The 17,122-nt window shown below is 69.6% G+C and carries 11 protein-coding genes and 1 pseudogene; 4 read left to right on the top strand and 8 right to left on the bottom strand.

Features of this window, described 5'->3' with window-relative positions:
- The 3 genes and pseudogenes from C3Y15_RS31745 to C3Y15_RS15180 all read left to right on the top strand — a co-directional run.
- Nucleotides 1–280, top strand: a pseudogene (locus C3Y15_RS31745) (hypothetical protein); the annotation flags it as partial.
- A 51-nt stretch (nucleotides 281–331) separates the two neighbouring features.
- Nucleotides 332–763 carry a Cd(II)/Pb(II)-responsive transcriptional regulator gene (gene cadR / locus C3Y15_RS15185; protein ID WP_011882831.1) on the top strand — a complete coding sequence of 144 codons (432 nt, stop codon included), beginning with the start codon at nucleotides 332–334 and terminating at the stop codon, nucleotides 761–763.
- A 68-nt stretch (nucleotides 764–831) separates the two neighbouring features.
- The gene (locus tag C3Y15_RS15180; RefSeq protein ID WP_011882830.1) at nucleotides 832–1,404 is read left to right on the top strand and encodes a PadR family transcriptional regulator; all 573 of its coding nucleotides are present in this window, start codon (nucleotides 832–834) and stop codon (nucleotides 1,402–1,404) included.
- 25 nt (nucleotides 1,405–1,429) lie between these two features.
- Here C3Y15_RS15180 and C3Y15_RS15175 read toward each other — a convergent pair whose 3' ends face one another.
- The 4 genes from C3Y15_RS15175 to C3Y15_RS15160 all read right to left on the bottom strand — a co-directional run bounded on the left by C3Y15_RS15175 (nucleotide 1,430) and on the right by C3Y15_RS15160 (nucleotide 5,839).
- Complete coding sequence (locus C3Y15_RS15175) at nucleotides 1,430–2,872, bottom strand: FAD-binding oxidoreductase (protein WP_059889145.1); 1,443 nt, start codon at nucleotides 2,870–2,872, stop codon at nucleotides 1,430–1,432.
- A gap of 12 nt (nucleotides 2,873–2,884) precedes the next feature.
- Nucleotides 2,885–3,673: an ABC transporter substrate-binding protein gene (locus tag C3Y15_RS15170; protein WP_046425455.1), complete on the bottom strand. Its 789-nt coding sequence runs from the start codon at nucleotides 3,671–3,673 to the stop codon at nucleotides 2,885–2,887.
- A gap of 115 nt (nucleotides 3,674–3,788) precedes the next feature.
- Nucleotides 3,789–4,943: a pyridoxal phosphate-dependent aminotransferase gene (locus tag C3Y15_RS15165; protein ID WP_059741155.1), complete on the bottom strand. Its 1,155-nt coding sequence runs from the start codon at nucleotides 4,941–4,943 to the stop codon at nucleotides 3,789–3,791.
- A 227-nt stretch (nucleotides 4,944–5,170) separates the two neighbouring features.
- Nucleotides 5,171–5,839, bottom strand: a complete 669-nt coding sequence (locus C3Y15_RS15160) for a TetR/AcrR family transcriptional regulator (RefSeq protein WP_011882826.1) — start codon at nucleotides 5,837–5,839, stop codon at nucleotides 5,171–5,173.
- Between the two features lie 88 nt (nucleotides 5,840–5,927).
- Here C3Y15_RS15160 and C3Y15_RS15155 point away from each other — a divergent pair, with 88 nt between their 5' ends.
- Nucleotides 5,928–7,580 (top strand): acyl-CoA dehydrogenase family protein, encoded by a 1,653-nt coding sequence (locus C3Y15_RS15155; RefSeq protein WP_059474933.1) that lies wholly within the window; start codon nucleotides 5,928–5,930, stop codon nucleotides 7,578–7,580.
- 120 nt (nucleotides 7,581–7,700) lie between these two features.
- Here the strand turns inward: C3Y15_RS15155 and C3Y15_RS15150 are convergent, their stop codons facing one another.
- From C3Y15_RS15150 to hemE, 4 genes are all read right to left on the bottom strand, one after another.
- Nucleotides 7,701–8,840 carry a branched-chain amino acid ABC transporter substrate-binding protein gene (locus C3Y15_RS15150; protein ID WP_011882824.1) on the bottom strand — a complete coding sequence of 380 codons (1,140 nt, stop codon included), beginning with the start codon at nucleotides 8,838–8,840 and terminating at the stop codon, nucleotides 7,701–7,703.
- 84 nt (nucleotides 8,841–8,924) lie between these two features.
- The gene (gene putA, locus C3Y15_RS15145; RefSeq protein ID WP_011882823.1) at nucleotides 8,925–12,854 is read right to left on the bottom strand and encodes a trifunctional transcriptional regulator/proline dehydrogenase/L-glutamate gamma-semialdehyde dehydrogenase; all 3,930 of its coding nucleotides are present in this window, start codon (nucleotides 12,852–12,854) and stop codon (nucleotides 8,925–8,927) included.
- A gap of 353 nt (nucleotides 12,855–13,207) precedes the next feature.
- Nucleotides 13,208–15,469, bottom strand: coding sequence for a primosomal protein N' (locus tag C3Y15_RS15140; RefSeq protein ID WP_069246099.1), 2,262 nt, complete (start codon nucleotides 15,467–15,469; stop codon nucleotides 13,208–13,210).
- Between the two features lie 445 nt (nucleotides 15,470–15,914).
- Entirely contained in the window at nucleotides 15,915–17,009 is a 1,095-nt protein-coding gene (hemE, locus tag C3Y15_RS15135; protein WP_043290608.1) for a uroporphyrinogen decarboxylase, read from the bottom strand.
- Between the last annotated feature and the right edge of the window lie 113 nt (nucleotides 17,010–17,122).

Below are 17,122 nucleotides of genomic sequence, written 5' to 3'. Positions count from 1 at the left end.
CCCGCGCCCCGCCCGCAGCAGCGACGCCGTGATCGTGCTGCGCGCCGTGCGCGCGCGAATCGGCGTGCTCATGACCATCGGCCTCCGGACGTACGCCGCGCGCCGCCGCATCGCCGTGTGCGTGCTCGCCGCCCGCCGGCGCCGCGTCGCCGGCGCAGCACGCCTGCGTGTCGCGCGCGTCGGCGCAGCAGGTCGCGGCGCCGTCGGCATGGCGGTGTCGTGGGTCGGGGGTACGCTGGGCGTCGGTCATGAAGACCTCCTCTATGGCTGGACGAGGTAGAGTTAACACCCTGAAGCCACTACAAGGTCAACCCTTACAACGGAGCAAGCCATGAAGATCGGCGAACTGGCCAAAGCGGCCCGCTGCACGCCCGAAACGATCCGCTTCTACGAGCGGGAGGGGCTGATGCCCGATGCGGAGCGCACCGATTCGAACTACCGCAACTACACCGACGTGCACGTCGAACGGCTGCGCTTCATCCGCAACTGCCGCGCGCTCGACATGGCGCACGACGAAATCCGCGCGCTGCTGCAACTCACCGACACGCCGGCCGATCCGTGCGATTCGGTCAATGCACTGCTCGACGAACACATCGGCCACGTCGACGCGCGCCTCGCCGAACTCACGCATCTGCGCGACCAGCTGATCGAACTGCGCCGCCAGTGCGTCGGCGAACATTCGGTCGAGGACTGCGGGATCGTCCACGGTCTGACGACCATGGAGACGGTCGCGCCGCCCGCAAAACGCTCGCACCTCGGCTGAAGCCCTTGTCGGATCTGATAGTTTACCCAATACTAGTCATGTCATGACTAGATATAGATGAACTACCCATGCCGGTCAGCCGCCCGTCACCGCTCGCCCTCGCCGTGCTGGCGACCCTCACCGAAACGCCGATGCATCCGTACGGGATGCTGCAGCAGCTGAAAGCGCGCGGCTATGACGAAGTCGTCAACGTGCGGCAGCGCACGAGCCTTTACCAGATGATCGACCGGCTGTTGCGCGACGGGCTGATCGCCGTGCACGACACCGAGCGTGACGGCGCGTTTCCCGAACGCACGCTGTACAAGTTGACGGAAGCCGGCCACAAGGCGGGACAGGCCTGGCTGCATGCGCTGCTCGCCGAACCGGCGCGCGAATTCACCGCGTTCGGCGCCGGCCTCGCGTTCCTGCCGCTGCTCGATGCCGACGATGCGCGCCGCCAGCTGGAGCGCCGCATCGACGCGCTCGAGGCCGAACGCGAGCGCCTCGATGCGCTGCGCAACGCCGCGCAAGGCGATCAGGTGCCGCGCCTGTTCCTGCTGCAGAACGAACACGCGCTCGTGATGCTCAACGCGGAGCTCGACTGGACGCGCAGCGTCGTCGAACACCTGAAGATCGGCGCGCTGCGCTGGGTCGACGCCTGACGCGCACCCGCCCGGCCTGCACCCGTCAAAGCACCTTGCCGGGATTGAGCACGCCGGCGGGATCGAGCGCGGCCTTCAGGCGCCGCATCAGCGCGATCTCGGCTTCACTGCGCGTGTGCGCGAGATAGCCGCGCTTGAGCACGCCGATGCCGTGCTCCGCCGACACCGAGCCGCCCATGTCGCGTACGACCGCGTAGACGCAATCGTCGATCGCCTCCGCATCCGCGTCGCGCCTGCCGGCGAGCGATACGCCGACATGCACGTTGCCGTCGCCGACATGGCCGAAGAACAGACACACGATGTCCGGCCAGCGCCCGCGCAACGCCGCTTCGCAGCGTACGGCGAACGCGCCGAGCTCACCGGTCGGCAGGCTCACGTCGAAGTTCATCAGGTGCGGCAGCGCATCGATCGCGAGGCCTTCGCGCAGCGTCCACACGTCGCGCGCCTGCCGCGCCGAGGTCGCGAGCACGACATCGTCGACGAGGCCCGCGTCGAGCGCGTCCGCGAGCGCGGCTTCCAGCGCCGCGCGCGCATCGCCGCCCGGCGCGCTCGTCGCGCACTCGATCAGCACCGCGAAGCCGCCGTCGCCCGCGAACGGCGCGACGACGCCGGGCGTATGACGCGCGACGTAGTCGTAAAAGGCCGGCCACATCGCTTCGAAACTGACGAGCTCCGGCAGCGCGCGCAGGCGGTTCCACAGCTCGACGACGGCATCGTAGCCCTGCACGCGGCACAACGCGGTAGCCGGCTCGGCCAGCTTCGGATGCAGCCGCAGCACGGCGCGCGTGACGACGCCGAGCGTGCCCTCGCTGCCGATGAACAGCTGCTTCAGGTCGTAACCGGCGTTGTTCTTCAGCATCCGGTTCATCGACGACACGACGGTGCCGTCCGCCAGCACGGCCTCCAGCCCGAGCACCTGCTCGCGCATCATCCCGTAGCGGATCGCGCGCGTGCCGCCCGCGTTGGTCGCGAGCATGCCGCCGATTTGGCACGACCCGCGCGCGCCGAGATCGACGCCGAACGTGAAGCCCGCCGCGTCCGCCGCCTCCTGCACGGTCTGCAGCGGCGTGCCGGCCCGTACCGTCATCGTGCCGGCCGCCGCGTCGATCGCCTCGACGCCGGCGAAGCGCTCCATCGACAGCACGATCTCGCCGCCCAGCGCGACCGCGCCGCGCGCGAGCCCGGTGAGGCCGCCCTGCGGCACGACCGGCTGCGCGAGGCGCGTGCACAGCGCGAGCGTGCGCGACACCTCGTCGACGCTGCGCGGCCGCACCAGCGCGCGCGGGCGCACGCCGGCCGGCTCGTTGTACGCGGTGAAGTAGCGCGGCTCGATGTCGGCCGAGCGCGTGACGAGGCCATCATCCAGCGCATCGCCCAGCGCGGCGGCGAGCGCCGCGGCGAGCGCGTCGTCCGCCTGCGGCGGCACGCCAGGGCCGTCCGGCACGCCGGCCGCGGGCAGGCTCTGCATCGTCCGCACCGCTTACTTGGCGGAGATATCGACGTCGCCGAAGTACTTCCGGCCGAGCGTCTTCACGGTGCCGTCGGCCTTCAGCTGCTCGATTGCCGCATCGAGCTTGGTCTTCAGCGCGTCGTCGCCCTTGCGCAGCCCGAACGCGATCCCGCTGCCGAGGATCCGGTCGTCGCGCACCGGCTGGCCGACGAACGCGAAACCCTTGCCGTCCGGGCGCGACAGGAAACCGCGCTGGCCGGCCGGCGCGAGCACCAGCGTCGCGTCGAGGCGGCCCGCGACGAGATCCGCGTACGCCTGGTTCTGGTCCTGATACGCGACGACCGACACGCCGGCCGGCTCCCAGTGCGCCTTCGCATAGGTTTCCTGGATCGACGCCTGCAGCACGCCGACACGCTTGCCCTTCAGCGCGTCGGGCGTCGGCAGCAGGCCGCTGCCGTTGCGCGCGATCAGCTGCGTCGGCACGCGATAGATGATCGTCGTGAAATCGATCGCCTGACGCCGTTGCTCGGTCGCGTTCATCGCCGAATTGATCGCGTCGAACTTGCGTCCCTTCAGCGCCGGGATCAACCCGTCGAACGATGTCTCCACCCACTTGCACGTGAGTTTCGCGCGCTCGCACACCGCGTTGCCGACGTCGATGTCGAAGCCCTGCAGGTCGCCGTTCGGCGCCTTCGATTCGAACGGCGGGTACTGCGCCTCGAGGCCGAAGCGCAGCGTCTGTGCGTCGGCGAGCGCGGCGCCCGCGCCGAGCGCACATGCGATTGCGAACGCGAACTTGAGGATGGGGACATGCTTCATCGTGATCTCCTGGCTGGTCGGGCGGCGCCGTGCAGCGGCACGTGCGCCGGGTCCGTCGGTGGCTTTCCGTGCGACGTGCCCGTCGCGCGCTTGGGGTGCGGGCCGCGCCCGCGCGTTACAGCGAACGCAATCGCCGCGCGCCCTCGATCAGCGTCGCGTCGTCCTTCGAGAAACTGAGGCGGATCACGCCCGTATCGGTGCCGTCCGCATAGAACGCCGACAACGGAATCGTCGCGACGCGCACATCGCGGATCACGCGCAGCACGAAGTCGCTGTCGCGTTCGTCCGACAGGTGCCGGAAGCGCGCGAGCATGAAGAACGAGCCCTCGCTCGGCAGCAGCTGCAGGCGCGAGCCGGCCAGCTCGCGCGCGAGCAGGTCGCGCTTGGCCTGATAGAACGCCGACAGGCCCAGATAGCTTGCCGGCCGCGCGAGCATCTGCGCGAACGCGACCTGCATCGGCGTGTCGGCCGAGAACGTCATGAACTGGTGGACCTTGCGGATCTCGTCCATCAGCGCGGCCGGCGCGACGCAATAACCGACGCGCCAGCCCGTCACGTGGAACGACTTGCCGAACGACGAGACGATCACGCTGCGCTCGGCCAGCTCGCGATGCCGCGCGACGCTCTGGTGCTGAGCGCCGTCGAACACGACGTGCTCGTAGACCTCGTCGGACAGCACCACGATGTCGGTATTGCGCGTGAGCTGCGCGAGGCGTTCGAGATCGTCGGCGCGGAACACCGTCGCGGTCGGGTTGTGCGGCGTGTTGACGACGATCATCCGCGTGCGCGGCGTGATCGCCGCGGCCACTTCGTCCCAGTCGACGCGGAAATGCTCGGGCGACAGCTTGATCGCCACCGGCGTCGCGTGCTGCATCCGCACGATCGGCGCATAGCTGTCGAACGCCGGCTCGAAATAGATGACCTCGTCGCCCGGATGCACGAGCGCGCTGATCGCCGCGTACAAGCCCTCGCTCGCGCTCGCGATCACGGTGATCTCGGTGCCCGGATCGTAACGCGCGCCGTACAGCGCCTCGGTCTTTTCCGCGAGCCGCTCGCGCAGCGACACGACGCCGGCCATCGGCGCGTACTGGTTGTGCCCGTCGCGCATCGCGCGCGCGACGCCGTCGATCAACGCGGGATCTGGCGCGAAATTCGGCGCGCCTTGCGAAAGGTTCAGCGCATCGTGCTGCGCGGCAAGCTGGCCGATCACCGTGAAGATCGTCGTGCCGACGTCCGGCAGTTTCGAACGGTGCGTGATGGCGCTTCGCATGACTCCTCCTGATGTCCGCCGGGCATGCCGGCGCGGTGCGCGGCGATGCCGGTGTCGGGCGATTTAGCCCGAGCCAATATCGACGCACAATCGAAAGTTCGTCATGACGGCCATGCATTTTGCTCATGGCATTCGATACGCGTGGCCCGGCATCGCGCGGGCAGATGCCGTTCACGCATGCGTATCAGGCATCGTCGTGCGGAGAAGCCGCGCGGCCGCGGCGCGTGTCAGTCGTGCAGCGCCGCCAGATAGCCGCCCAGCGCGGCGTGCAGCTCGCGGCGCAGCGCGGCGAAGTCGAGCGCCGGCCCGAGCGTCAGCAGCGCCTGGGACACGCCGCCGTAGCAGAGCGCGTGCGCCATCCGCGCGCACGCCTCAAGCCGCGCGGCCGGCGGCGGGTCGCCGGCCTGCGCGAGCGCGTCGCGCCACAACGCGACATAGGCCGCGTAATGACGGCGGTACGCGGCAAGCGGCGACACCTGACGCTCCAGCACGAACAGCGCGCCCCACAGCGCCGCATCTGCGGCGATCACTTCCACCTGCAGATCGACGAGCGCGGCCGCGACCTCGGCGCGCGGCATGCCGCGCAGCCCGTGCGCGGCCGCACGCAGCCGCTCGGCGAGCGCCAGCACGCGCCGGTGGATGCACAGCGCGGCGAGGCTCTGCTTGTCGCCGAAGTATTCGTAGAAGGTGCCGACGCTCACGCCGGCGACCGCCGCGATCTCGCGGATCGTCACGTTCGCGTGCCCGCGTTCGAGCAAAAGCTGAACGAACGCCTGCTGCAACGCATCGGACGTGGCCTGAGCGCGCGACTGGCGCGGCCGGCGGCGCAACGCGGGCGCGGGTTGCGCGCCCGGCTGACCGGGCGGCGCCGGAACCTGAACATGTCGCGGCGGCATATTTGCTACTCTGAAATTCAGCGGAACACGCGGTTGACGGGAAACCGGCACACGAGCGGCCGCGAAGCACGACACCGGAGACAGCCCGATGACCGAAGCGACCCATGCCGTCACGAACCAGTTCGACGAACTGGTCGACTATAACCTGTTCGCCACCGACGCCGCGCTGCGCGACGCGCTCGCCCGCGCGGGCGCCGGCTGGGCCGCGCCGCAGCTCGACGCATACGGCGCGCGGCTCGGCAGCGCCGACACGGCGCGCCTCGCCGACGAAGCGAACCGCCACACGCCAGAGCTGAACGCGTTCGACCGGCGCGGGCGCCGCATCGACCGTGTCGAGTTCCACCCGGCGTGGCACACGCTGCTCGGCATGTACCGCAACGAGGGCCTGGTGTCGCTCGCGTTCCGCGACACACGCCGCGGCCGCTGGGCGGCGACCGCGGCCGGCTTCTACCTGCACGGCCAGATCGAGGCCGGCACGCTGTGCCCGGCGACGATGACGCAGGCCGCGATTCCGCTGCTGCAGAAGGAGCCCGCGCTGTGGGCGCTGCTGCGCGACAAGCTGTACAGCGACGACTACGATCCGCGCGACGTGCCGCTCGCCGGCAAGCGCTCGATCTGGTTCGGGATGGGCATGACGGAGAAACAGGGCGGCTCCGACGTGCGCGCCAACACGACACTCGCGACCGCCAGCGGCGCCGGTGGGCGCGGCGGCGAATACCGGCTGCGCGGGCACAAGTGGTTCTTCTCCGCGCCGATGTGCGACGCGCATCTCGTCGTCGCGCGCACCGAAGCGGGCGGCCCGTCGTGCTTCTACGTGCCGCGCTGGCGGCCCGACGGCACGAAGAACGCGGTCGAGATCCAGCGGCTGAAGAACAAGGTCGGCAACCGCAGCAACTCGAGCAGCGAGATCGAGCTGAACGACGCGTGGGGCATCATGCTCGGCGACGAGGGGCGCGGCATTCCGACCATCATCGAGATGGCGACCTACACGCGGCTGAACTGCGTGCTCGGCAGCGCGGCGATGCTGCGCCAGGGCGTCGTGCAGGCGATCGCGTACACGCGCCAGCGCCACGCGTTCGGGCGCGCGCTCGCCGAGCAGCCGCTGATGCGCACGGTGCTCGCCGATCTCGCGCTCGAGAGCGAGGCGGCGCTGGTGCTGGCGATGCGCATCGCCGACGCATTCGAGCTCGACGACTCGCCGCGCGAGCGCGCATGGAAGCGGATCGTCACGCCGGCCGCGAAGTTCTGGGTCTGCAAGCGCGCGGTCGAGCTGACCGGCGAGGTGATGGAAGTGTTCGGCGGCAACGGCTACGTCGACGACGGGCCGATTGCGCGGCTGTTCCGCGAAGCGCCGGTGAATTCGATCTGGGAAGGCTCGGGCAACGTGATGTGCCTCGACGTGTTGCGCGCCGTGTCGCGCGAACCCGACGCGGCGGCCGCGCTGCTCGCCGAGCTGACGGAGCTGGGCGCGGGCGAGCCGCGCATCCGCGCGGCGCTCGACGTGCTGCACGCGATGCTGGCGACGCCGGCCGACGCGCTCGAAGCCTCGGCGCGCCTGTTCGCGCAGCGGCTCGCGCTGGTGGCGCAGGCCTGCCTGCTCACACGCGATGCGCCAGCCGCGGTCGCCGATGCGTTCATCGCGACGCGGCTCGCGGCGCCGGACTGGGGACGCGTCGCGGGCGGCTTCGATCCGCGTGCGATGGATGTCGCGGCGTTGCTGGAGCGTGCGTACCGCGCCTGACGTCGCCGCAGTACCCGCCAACCCGCCAACAAAAAAGCCGCCGGGCCCGAAGGCCCGACGGCTTTCCCGCAGGATGCGCGACGCGACGCCGTTCGGCGCCGCCCGCGATCAGCATCGGGCTTACTTGCCGCCGATGCTCTTCAGCGGCTTCCACTCGCCCTTCTCGACCTTGTACATCGTGATGCCGCCGTTCTTCAGGTCGCCCTTCGCGTCGTACGCGACGTGCGTCGACGTCACGCCGGCCATGTCGGTCTTCGCGAGGACCGGCAGATACTTCGCCGGATCGGTCGAATCGGCCTTCTTCATCGCGTTCAGCATCGCCATCGCGCCGTCGTAGGCATACGGCGAGTAGGTCTGGACGTCTTCGCCGAAACGCTTCTTGTACTTCTCCGCGTACGACTTGCCGCCGGGCATTTCGTCGAGCGGCAGGCCGGCCAGCGATGCGATCGTGCCGTCGGCCGCGTTGCCCGCGATCTTCAGGAACGTCGGCGTCTTCACCATTTCGCCGCTCATCAGCGGTGCGGTGAAGCCGAGCGTCTTCATCTGCTTGACCATCGGCGCTGCCTGCGAGTCCGCGCCGCCGTAGTAGACGAGATCCGGCTTCGCCGCCTTCAGCTTGGTCAGGATCGCCTTGAAGTCGACGGCCTTGTCGTTCGTGAATTCACGATCGACGATCGTCGCGCCGGCCGCCTTCGCAGCCTTCTCGAACTGGTCGGCAAGACCCTGGCCGTAAGCCGTGCGGTCGTCGACGATCGCGATCTTCTTCAAGCCGAGATCCTTCGCCGCGAAGGTGCCCGCCACCGAGCCCTGCTGCGTGTCGGACGTCATCATGCGGAAGGTCGTCTTGTAACCCTGCTGCGTGTATTCCGGCGCCGTCGCCATCGCGATTTCCGGAATGCCGGCGTTCGCGTAGATGCGCGATGCCGGAATCGTCGTGCCCGAGTTGAAGTGGCCGAGCATGCCCTTGATGCCGTCGTCGACCAGCTTCTGCGCGACCGTCGTGCCGGTGCGCGGGTCAGCCTGATCGTCCTGCGTCTCGAGCACGAACTTCACCGGCTTGCCGCCGATCTTCGGGTTCGTCGCGTTGAAGTCTTCCAGCGCGAGCACGATCCCGTTCTGCATATCCTTGCCGTAGTGAGCCTGGGCGCCCGTCATCGGCCCTGCGTAACCGATCTTCACGTCGTCCGCATGGGCCGTCCCCGCAAGCGACATGACAGCGACGAACGTCGCGCCTGCCAGCTTTTTCATCGTGTGTTGCATAGCATCTCCTTGGTACCAGGGTAAATGGAGCGGCTTCGGGATCGCCTTGCCACTCCCTTTGTTTGATCCGAACGGCAAGGATCGTCAGCCGATCGTCATCAAATTCGCATTGCCACCCGCCGCGGCCGTGTTCACGCTGACCGAGCGCTCGGTCAGCAGCCGCTCGAGCGCGTAGTCTTCCGCGTCGCCGTTCTCGAACGCGCCCGCCGACACGCCCTGCACCGACACGATCGGCCCCGGGCGCTGCGCGACGTCCTTCACGAGCGTCTGCAGCTCGTCGCTGTCGCCTTCGAACAGCACGGCGTCGAACGGCGCGTCGGCCTGCTTGCGCACGGCCGCATGGCCCTTCAGCGCGGCCGGCAGCGCGGCGACCAGCGCCTCGCCCGCCGAGCCGGCGAACAGCGCCCGGTTGCCCGTCGCCAGCACCGCCGCGAACTGCGCGCGCGCGCCGCTCGGCGTGGCCGCGACACACAGCACCGTGCCGCGCGGGCCGAGTGTATACGTGTTTCGCTCGCCCGTCGGCCCGGTCAGCACGGCCGTCGCACCGGCCGGCACCTGGGACAGATAGCCGTCGCAGCGCGCCGCCAGCGCCGGCTCGCGCTGCTCGATCAGCCAGTCGCGCAGCGCGGTGAGCGCCGCCGCCGGATTGCCGCGCTGCTCGCCTTCGGCCACGCCGTCGGCGATCAGCGTCTGCGCGAGCGCCTTCGGCAAGCCCGACGGACGCGTCGCGAGCAGACGCTGCAGGTACAGCGCGCCGCCGGCCTTCGGGCCCGTGCCCGACAGCCCTTCGCCGCCGAACGGCTGCACGCCGACCACCGCGCCGATCACGTTGCGGTTCACGTAGATGTTGCCGACGTGCGCATTGGCGATCACGTGCGCGATCGTCTCGTCGATCCGCGTGTGGATGCCGAGCGTCAGCCCGTAACCGGTCGCGCGGATCTGCTCGAGCAGCTTGTCGAGCTGGCTGCGGCGGTAACGCACCACGTGCAGCACGGGGCCGAACACCTCGCGCTTCAACTCGTCGATGCTGCCGATCTCGATCAGCGTCGGCGGCACGAAGGTGCCGTGCGCGCAGGCGTCGGGCATCGGCAGCTGCGTGACCGCGTGGCCCTTGTCCTTCATCGCGGCGACGTGCGTGTCGATCGTCTGCTTCGCTTCGGCGTCGATCACCGGGCCGACGTCGGTCGACAGACGGTCCGGGTTGCCGAGCGCCAGCTCGTGCATCGCGCCCTTGAGCATCGTCAGCGTACGGTCGGCGACATCGTCCTGCAGACACAGAACGCGCAGCGCCGAGCAGCGTTGACCGGCCGAGTCGAACGACGATTGCATCACGTCCGCGACGACCTGCTCCGCGAGCGCCGACGAGTCGACGATCATCGCGTTCTGGCCGCCCGTTTCGGCGATCAGCGGAATCGGCTTGCCGTCCGGGTCGAGCCGCGCGGACAGCGTCTTGTTGATCAGGCGCGCGACTTCGGTCGAGCCGGTGAACATCACCGCGCGCGTGCGCGGATCGGCGACCAGCGCCGCGCCGACGGTTTCGCCGGTGCCCGGCAGCAGCTGCACCGCGCCGGCCGGCACGCCGGCCTCGCGCAGCAGGCGCACGGCCTGCGCGGCGATCAGCGGCGTCTGTTCGGCCGGCTTGGCGAGCACCGTGTTGCCGGCCGCGAGCGCGGCGGCCACCTGCCCCATGAAGATCGCGAGCGGGAAGTTCCACGGGCTGATGCAGACCACCGGGCCGAGCGGACGGTGCGTGTCGTTCGAGAACTCGCCGCGGATCTGCGCCGCGTAGTAGCGCAGGAAGTCGACGGCTTCGCGGATTTCGGCGATCGCGTTCGGCAGCGACTTGCCGGCTTCGCGCACGATCAGGCCCATCAGCGTGTGCATCTGCGCTTCGAGCAGATCGGCTGCGCGCACCAGGCAGTCGGCGCGCGCATCGACCGGCGTCGCCTGCCAGATCGGCGCGGCCGCGACCGCGTGGGCGAGCGCCGCGCTCACGTGCTCGGACGTCGCTTCGCTGACCGCGCCGACCACGTCGCGCTGGTCGGCCGGGTTGCGCACGTCGCGCGCCGGGGCGTCGGCGAGCGCGTCGTCGGCCAGCATCGGCGCCGCGCGCCACGGATGATGCGCGCTCGCGAGCAGCGCCGACGACAGCGACGCGAGACGGTGCTCGTTCGACAGGTCGAGGCCCATCGAGTTGGCGCGCTCGTCGCCGTACAGGTTGCGCGGCAGCGGGATCTTCGCGTGCGGCGCGCCGAGCGGCACGACCTTCGACGCCTCGTCGACCGGGTCGGCGACCAGCTCCTTCACCGATACCGTCTTGTCGGCGATGCGGTTCACGAACGACGTGTTCGCGCCGTTCTCCAGCAGGCGGCGCACGAGGTACGCGAGCAGCGTTTCGTGCGTGCCGACCGGCGCGTAGACGCGGCACGGGCGGTTCAGCTTGTCGCGGCCGGTGACTTCCTCGTACAGCGGCTCGCCCATCCCGTGCAGGCACTGGAATTCGTACTGGCCCGGGTAGTAGTTCTGGCCGGCCAGGTGATAGATCGCGGCGAGCGTGTACGCGTTGTGCGTCGCGAACTGCGGGTACACGGCGTCGGGCGCCGCGAGCAGCTTCTTCGCGCACGCGAGGTACGACACGTCGGTGTAGATCTTGCGCGTATAGACCGGATAGCCTTCGAGGCCGTCGACCTGCGCGCGCTTGATTTCGCTGTCCCAGTACGCGCCCTTCACGAGGCGGATCATCAGGCGGTGACGGCTGCGGCGCGCGAGATCGATCAGGTAGTCGATCACGAACGGGCAACGCTTCTGATAGCCCTGCACGACGAAACCGATGCCGTTCCAGCCGGCGAGATCCGGATCGAAACACAGCGCCTCGAGCAGGTCGAGCGACAGCTCGAGCCGGTCGGCTTCTTCCGCGTCGATGTTCAGGCCGATGTCGTAGCGGCGCGCGAGCAGCGCGAGCGCACGCACGCGCGGCAGCAGCTCGCTCATCGTGCGGTCCTGCTGCGAGCGCGAGTAGCGCGCGTGCAGCGCCGACAACTTGATCGAGATGCCCGGGCCCTCGTAGATGCCGCGGCCGCCCGCGGCCTTGCCGATCGCGTGGATCGCCTGCTCGTACGACGCGTAGTAGCGCAGCGCGTCCTCTTCGGTGGTCGCCGCTTCGCCGAGCATGTCGTACGAGTAGCGGAAGCCGCGCGCTTCGTACTTGCGGCTGTTCGCCAGCGCTTCCGAAATCGTCTCGCCGGTGACGAACTGCTCGCCCATCAGGCGCATCGCCATGTCGACGCCCTTGCGGATCAGCGGCTCGCCGCCGCGCCCGATCAGGCGCGTGAGCGCCGACGACAGCCCCGCTTCGCTGTTGGTCGTCACCAGCTTGCCGGTGATCATCAGGCCCCAGGTCGCCGCGTTCACGAACAGCGACGGCGCGTGGCCGACGTGCGAGCGCCAGTCGCCCTTGCTGATCTTGTCGCGGATCAGCGCATCGCGCGTCGCGCGGTCGGGGATGCGCAGCAGCGCTTCGGCGAGGCACATCAGCGCGACGCCTTCCTGGCTCGACAGCGAAAACTCGTGGATCAGCCCTTCGACGCCGCCGCCCGAGCTCTTCTCGCGCAGCGTCTCGACGAGGTGCGTCGCGAGCGTCTGCACGTCCGCCTGCAGGTTCGCCGGCAGGCGCGCCTGGCCCAGCAGGAACGGCACGCATTCCGGCTCGGGGCGGCGATACGCGGCGGTGATCGCCGCGCGCAGCACCGATTGCGGCTGCACGTTCTGCGCGAACTCGAGGAACGGATGCGGCGAGTTGTCGTCGTCTTCCGCCGCGTGGCCGTCGGCGAGCTCGGTCACGCCGCTGCTGCCCGACAGCTCGGGCGGCAACTGACCGTGCTCGATGCGCTCGAGATACGCGAAGATCGCCTGCTTGATCAGCCAGTGGGGAGTGCGCTCGAGACGCGTCGCCGCGTCTTTCAGGCGCGAGCGGAGAAGGTCGTCGACTTTGACGCCGAGAGTCGTGCTTGCCATGGTGGGTTCGTGCGCCGGCGCGGGTCCGGCCATGTGGTGTGAGAGGATGCGCGAAATCCTACGGCACGCAATAAAAAGGTGCAACCGAATTACACGGCCGGTTGCACCCATTGGATAGTCAATATAATCAGCCACTTAGGCGGTTGCAACCTAGGAGTTGCCCGTGGTCGGCGGATCGGTGTTTTCCCTGATCCGTGCCGTTTGGCCGGCGGCGGCGGCTTTTGGGGCGCGCGGCGCGTGGCCGAAGCGGGTTGCACTGACGGTGTCGACGCGCGCGGCGCCGCGCACGCGGCGGGCCGGCAGGCGGGAAAGGGCCATAGCGTGGCGGCGTGAAGCGGCAGCCCGCGCCGCGCTCAGATGTCGAGCGGATCGACCTCGATGCTCCACCGCAGCACGCCCTTCAACGCGCGCAGCTGCGGCTGCCATGCGCGCAGCGCATGCTGCAGCGCCGAGCGCGACGCGCTCTCGAGCAGCAGCTGGGCGCGGTGGACGTTCGCGACCTTCACGATCGTCATCGGCACGGCGTCGTAGACGGTCACGCGCTCGGCGCCCGGCAGCCCCGGCAGCGCGGCGGCCGCCTGCAGCAGGAACCCGAGCGCCGCGTCGAGCGTGCGCCCTTCGGCGCGCAACAGCGCCTGGTAGACGAACGGCGGCAGGTGCGCGTCGCGCCGCTCGCCGAGCGTCGAATTGGCGAAGCCGACGTAATCGTGCCGGCCGAGCGCGTGATACAGCGCGTGACGCGGATAGCGCGTCTGCACGAGCACCTCGCCGGGCAGCCCGGCGCGGCCCGCGCGGCCGCTCACCTGCATCAGTTGCGCGAACAGCCGCTCGCTCGCGCGGAAATCGTGCGAGAACAGCGCGGTGTCGGCATTCAGCACGCCGACGAGCGAGACGCGCTGGAAGTCGTGCCCCTTCGCGATCATCTGCGTGCCGACCAGGATGTCCACCTCGCCCGCATGCACGTTGGAGAACAGCGCCTGCGCGCTGCCCTTGCGGCGCGTGCTGTCCGCGTCGATGCGCAGCACGCGCGCGCCCGGCACGGCCTCGGCGAGCGCCTCCTCGATGCGCTGGGTGCCGCGGCCGAGCGGTGCGATGTCGACGTTTCCGCATTCCGGACACGAGCGCGGAATGCGCGCTTCCCAGCCGCAGTGATGGCAGCGCAGCGCATGCTCGGGCTTGTGCAGCACGACGTAGGCGCTGCAGCGCGGGCAGCCGGCGACCCAGCCGCATGCGTCGCACGCGAGTTGCGGCGCGTAGCCGCGCCGGTTCAGGAACACGAGGCTCTGTTCACCGCGTTCGAGGCGCGCCTTCAGCGCCGCGACCAGCGGCCCGGAGAGCCCGCCCATCGACGCGCGCCCGCGCCGCCGCTCCTCTTCGAGATCGATCAGGCGCACGGTCGGCAGCGTCGCGTCGGCCACCGCGCGGCGCGACAGCGTGAGCCGCGTGTAGCGGCCCTGCTCGGCCTGCCACCAGCTCTCGAGCGACGGCGTCGCCGAGCCGAGCACGACCGGAATGCCGAGATGCTTCGCACGCCATACGGCCAGATCGCGCGCCGAATAGCGCAGGCCTTCCTGCTGCTTGTACGCGGGCTCGTGTTCTTCGTCGACGACGATCAAGGCGAGCGTCGGCAACGACGCGAGCACCGCCAGCCGCGTGCCGAGCACGATGCGCGCGCGCCCGGTATGTGCGGCGAGCCAGTTGCGCGCGCGTTCGCCTTCGGCGAGCCCGCTGTGCAGCGTGACGATCGCGTCGTCGGCGAGCGTGCCCGCGAAGCGCGCGCGAAACGCGGCCTCGAACTGCGGCGTCAAGTTGATTTCGGGCACCAGCACGAGCGCCTGCGCGTCCGGCCGCGCGTCGAGCAACGCGGCCAGCGCGTGCAGATAGACCTCGGTCTTGCCGCTGCCGGTCACGCCGTGCAGCAGGAACGGCGCGAAGCCCTGTGCCGCGCGAATCGCGTCGAGCGCCTCGGCCTGCTGGTCGGTCAGCGCCGGCGGCACAGATCTTCCACTGCTTGTCGACAAGTTATCCACAGCTTTGGGCACAGGCGCATCGCCCCAGCCGATTTCGTCGACGGCCACCCAGCCCCGCGCCGCCCAGTCGTCGAGCGTCGCGGCGGCCTTCGGGTGCATCGCGCGCGCATCGGGCAGCGTCAGCGAAGCGGCGTCCGCGAGTGCCTGGGCGAGCCGCCGCAGCGCGGCGCCTCGTGCGGGCAGCGCATCGGGAAGCGCCGCGCGGCCGGCGTCGGTCAGCCGATAGCGCAGCTCCGGCGCCAGCAGCCGGCCCCAGCGCTGCGCGTCGCGCAGCGCCTGCGGCAACGCGGGCAGCGCGACTTCGCCGCGCCCTCGCTGATAGTAGTCGGCCGCGAATGCGACCAAAGCCAGCCAGTCCGATCCGAGCGGCGGAAGCTCGGTACAGACCGCATCGATCGCGCGCAAGCGGGAGGGCGGCACATCCGTGTGAGTCGTCACTTCGCACACGAGGCCGACGGCCTGCCGCTTGCCGAACGGCACCTGGACCAGCGTGCCCGGCCCCGGCACCGGCTGCACGTCGCAACGATAGTCGAACAGCGTGGCCAGCGGATGGTCGAGCGCGACCCGCAGATAGGCGCCGTCCATCACCGCACTCCCGCGGCGATGGACGCAGCGCCGACGCGGTGCAGCACGCCGGGGGCGGTGGCGGACTTAAAGTAAAACTTCACATTCGGCGCTAAGTTTTGGATTCGCATTAGGAATCGCCGTATACCCTGACCAGCCTGTGGATAACTTTGTTGAGAACTCGGCGCGGAATAGCCGAGAAGGGCGTGCGGCGGCGCTTTCCGCCGATTTCGGCCGCGCTGCGCCGCGCCCCGCGGAGCCTTATTCCATAAGGCTGCTATTCAAATTCCCCAACCATAGCGAGACAATTCGACCGATACAGGCCTCTACCGCGCTGCAACGTGGAAAATGTGTATAAGTCAAGTCTTGACAAGCGATGAATCGGCATCCGGGGCGGGGTTGCGCCCTGTTTAGCGCCGGCCGCGAAACGCTGCAATTCCGCGGCGCAGCATGCCGGCGCTTGCGTTCAGCCCGCGGCTCCGCTACGCAGCTTGCGGCTGTAGCCGTGCACCTCGTCAACGAGTTCGGCGACGTGGTCGGGCGACGTGAACTGCGAAATGCCGTGGCCGAGGTTGAACACGTGGCCCGGGTGATTGCCGTAACTGTCGAGTACCGCGCGCGCCTGTTCCCGCACTGCAGCAGGCGGCGCGAACAGGATCGTCGGGTCGAGGTTGCCCTGCAACGCCACGCGCCCCGCCACGCGCTCGCGCGCGGCGCCGAGATTCACCGTCCAGTCGAGCCCGACCGCGTCGACGCCGGTCGCCGCGATTTCCTCGAGCCACAGCCCGCCGCCCTTCGTGAACGTGATCACCGGCACGCGTTCGCCGTCGTGTTCGCGCTTGAGCTGCGCGACCACGCGGCGGATGTAGTCCAGCGAGAAGCGCTGGTATGCGCCGTCGGCCAGCGCGCCGCCCCAGGTGTCGAAGATCATCACGGCCTGCGCGCCGGCTTCGATCTGCGCGTTCAGGTACGCGGCCACGGCCTGCGCGTTCACGTCGAGGATCCGGTGCATCAGGTCGGGGCGCGAATACGCCATCGACTTCACCGTGCGGAAATCGTCCGATCCGCCGCCTTCGACCATGTAGCACGCGAGCGTCCACGGGCTGCCCGAGAAGCCGATCAGCGGCACGCGCTGCCGGCCCTGACCGTCGGTCAGCGCGCGACGGATCTCGCGCACCGCGCCCGTGACGTAGCCGAGCGTTTCGTCGATGTCCGGCACCGCGAGCTTCGCGACGTCGGCCTCGGTGCGCACCGGATGCGCGAACTTCGGCCCTTCGCCGGCCTGGAAGTCGAGGCCGAGCCCCATGGCATCGGGAATCGTCAGGATGTCGGAGAACAGGATCGCCGCATCGAGCGGGAAACGATCGAGCGGCTGCAACGTCACTTCGGTCGCGTAGTCGGGATTCTTCGCGAGGCCGAGGAAACTGCCGGCGCGGGCGCGCGTCGCGTTGTATTCGGGCAGATAGCGGCCGGCCTGGCGCATCAGCCAGATCGGCGTGTAGTCGGTCGGCTCGCGCAGAAGCGCACGCAGGAAGGTGTCGTTGAGCAGGGTATGGGCCACGGTAGGAGCGACGATGCGAGAGCAAACCGGCATTTTACCGGAGCGCGGCCGCGCGGCCGTCATGCCGATGCGATGGCGGCCATATGACGCGCGCGACGGCTCCGTTATGATCG

Origin of the sequence: Burkholderia sp. B10, from assembly GCF_004368385.1 — a bacterium.
GTDB lineage: Bacteria > Pseudomonadota > Gammaproteobacteria > Burkholderiales > Burkholderiaceae > Burkholderia > Burkholderia vietnamiensis.
The sequence above is the reverse complement of the archived record's forward strand: the minus strand, read 5'-3'. Positions and strand labels throughout refer to the sequence as shown.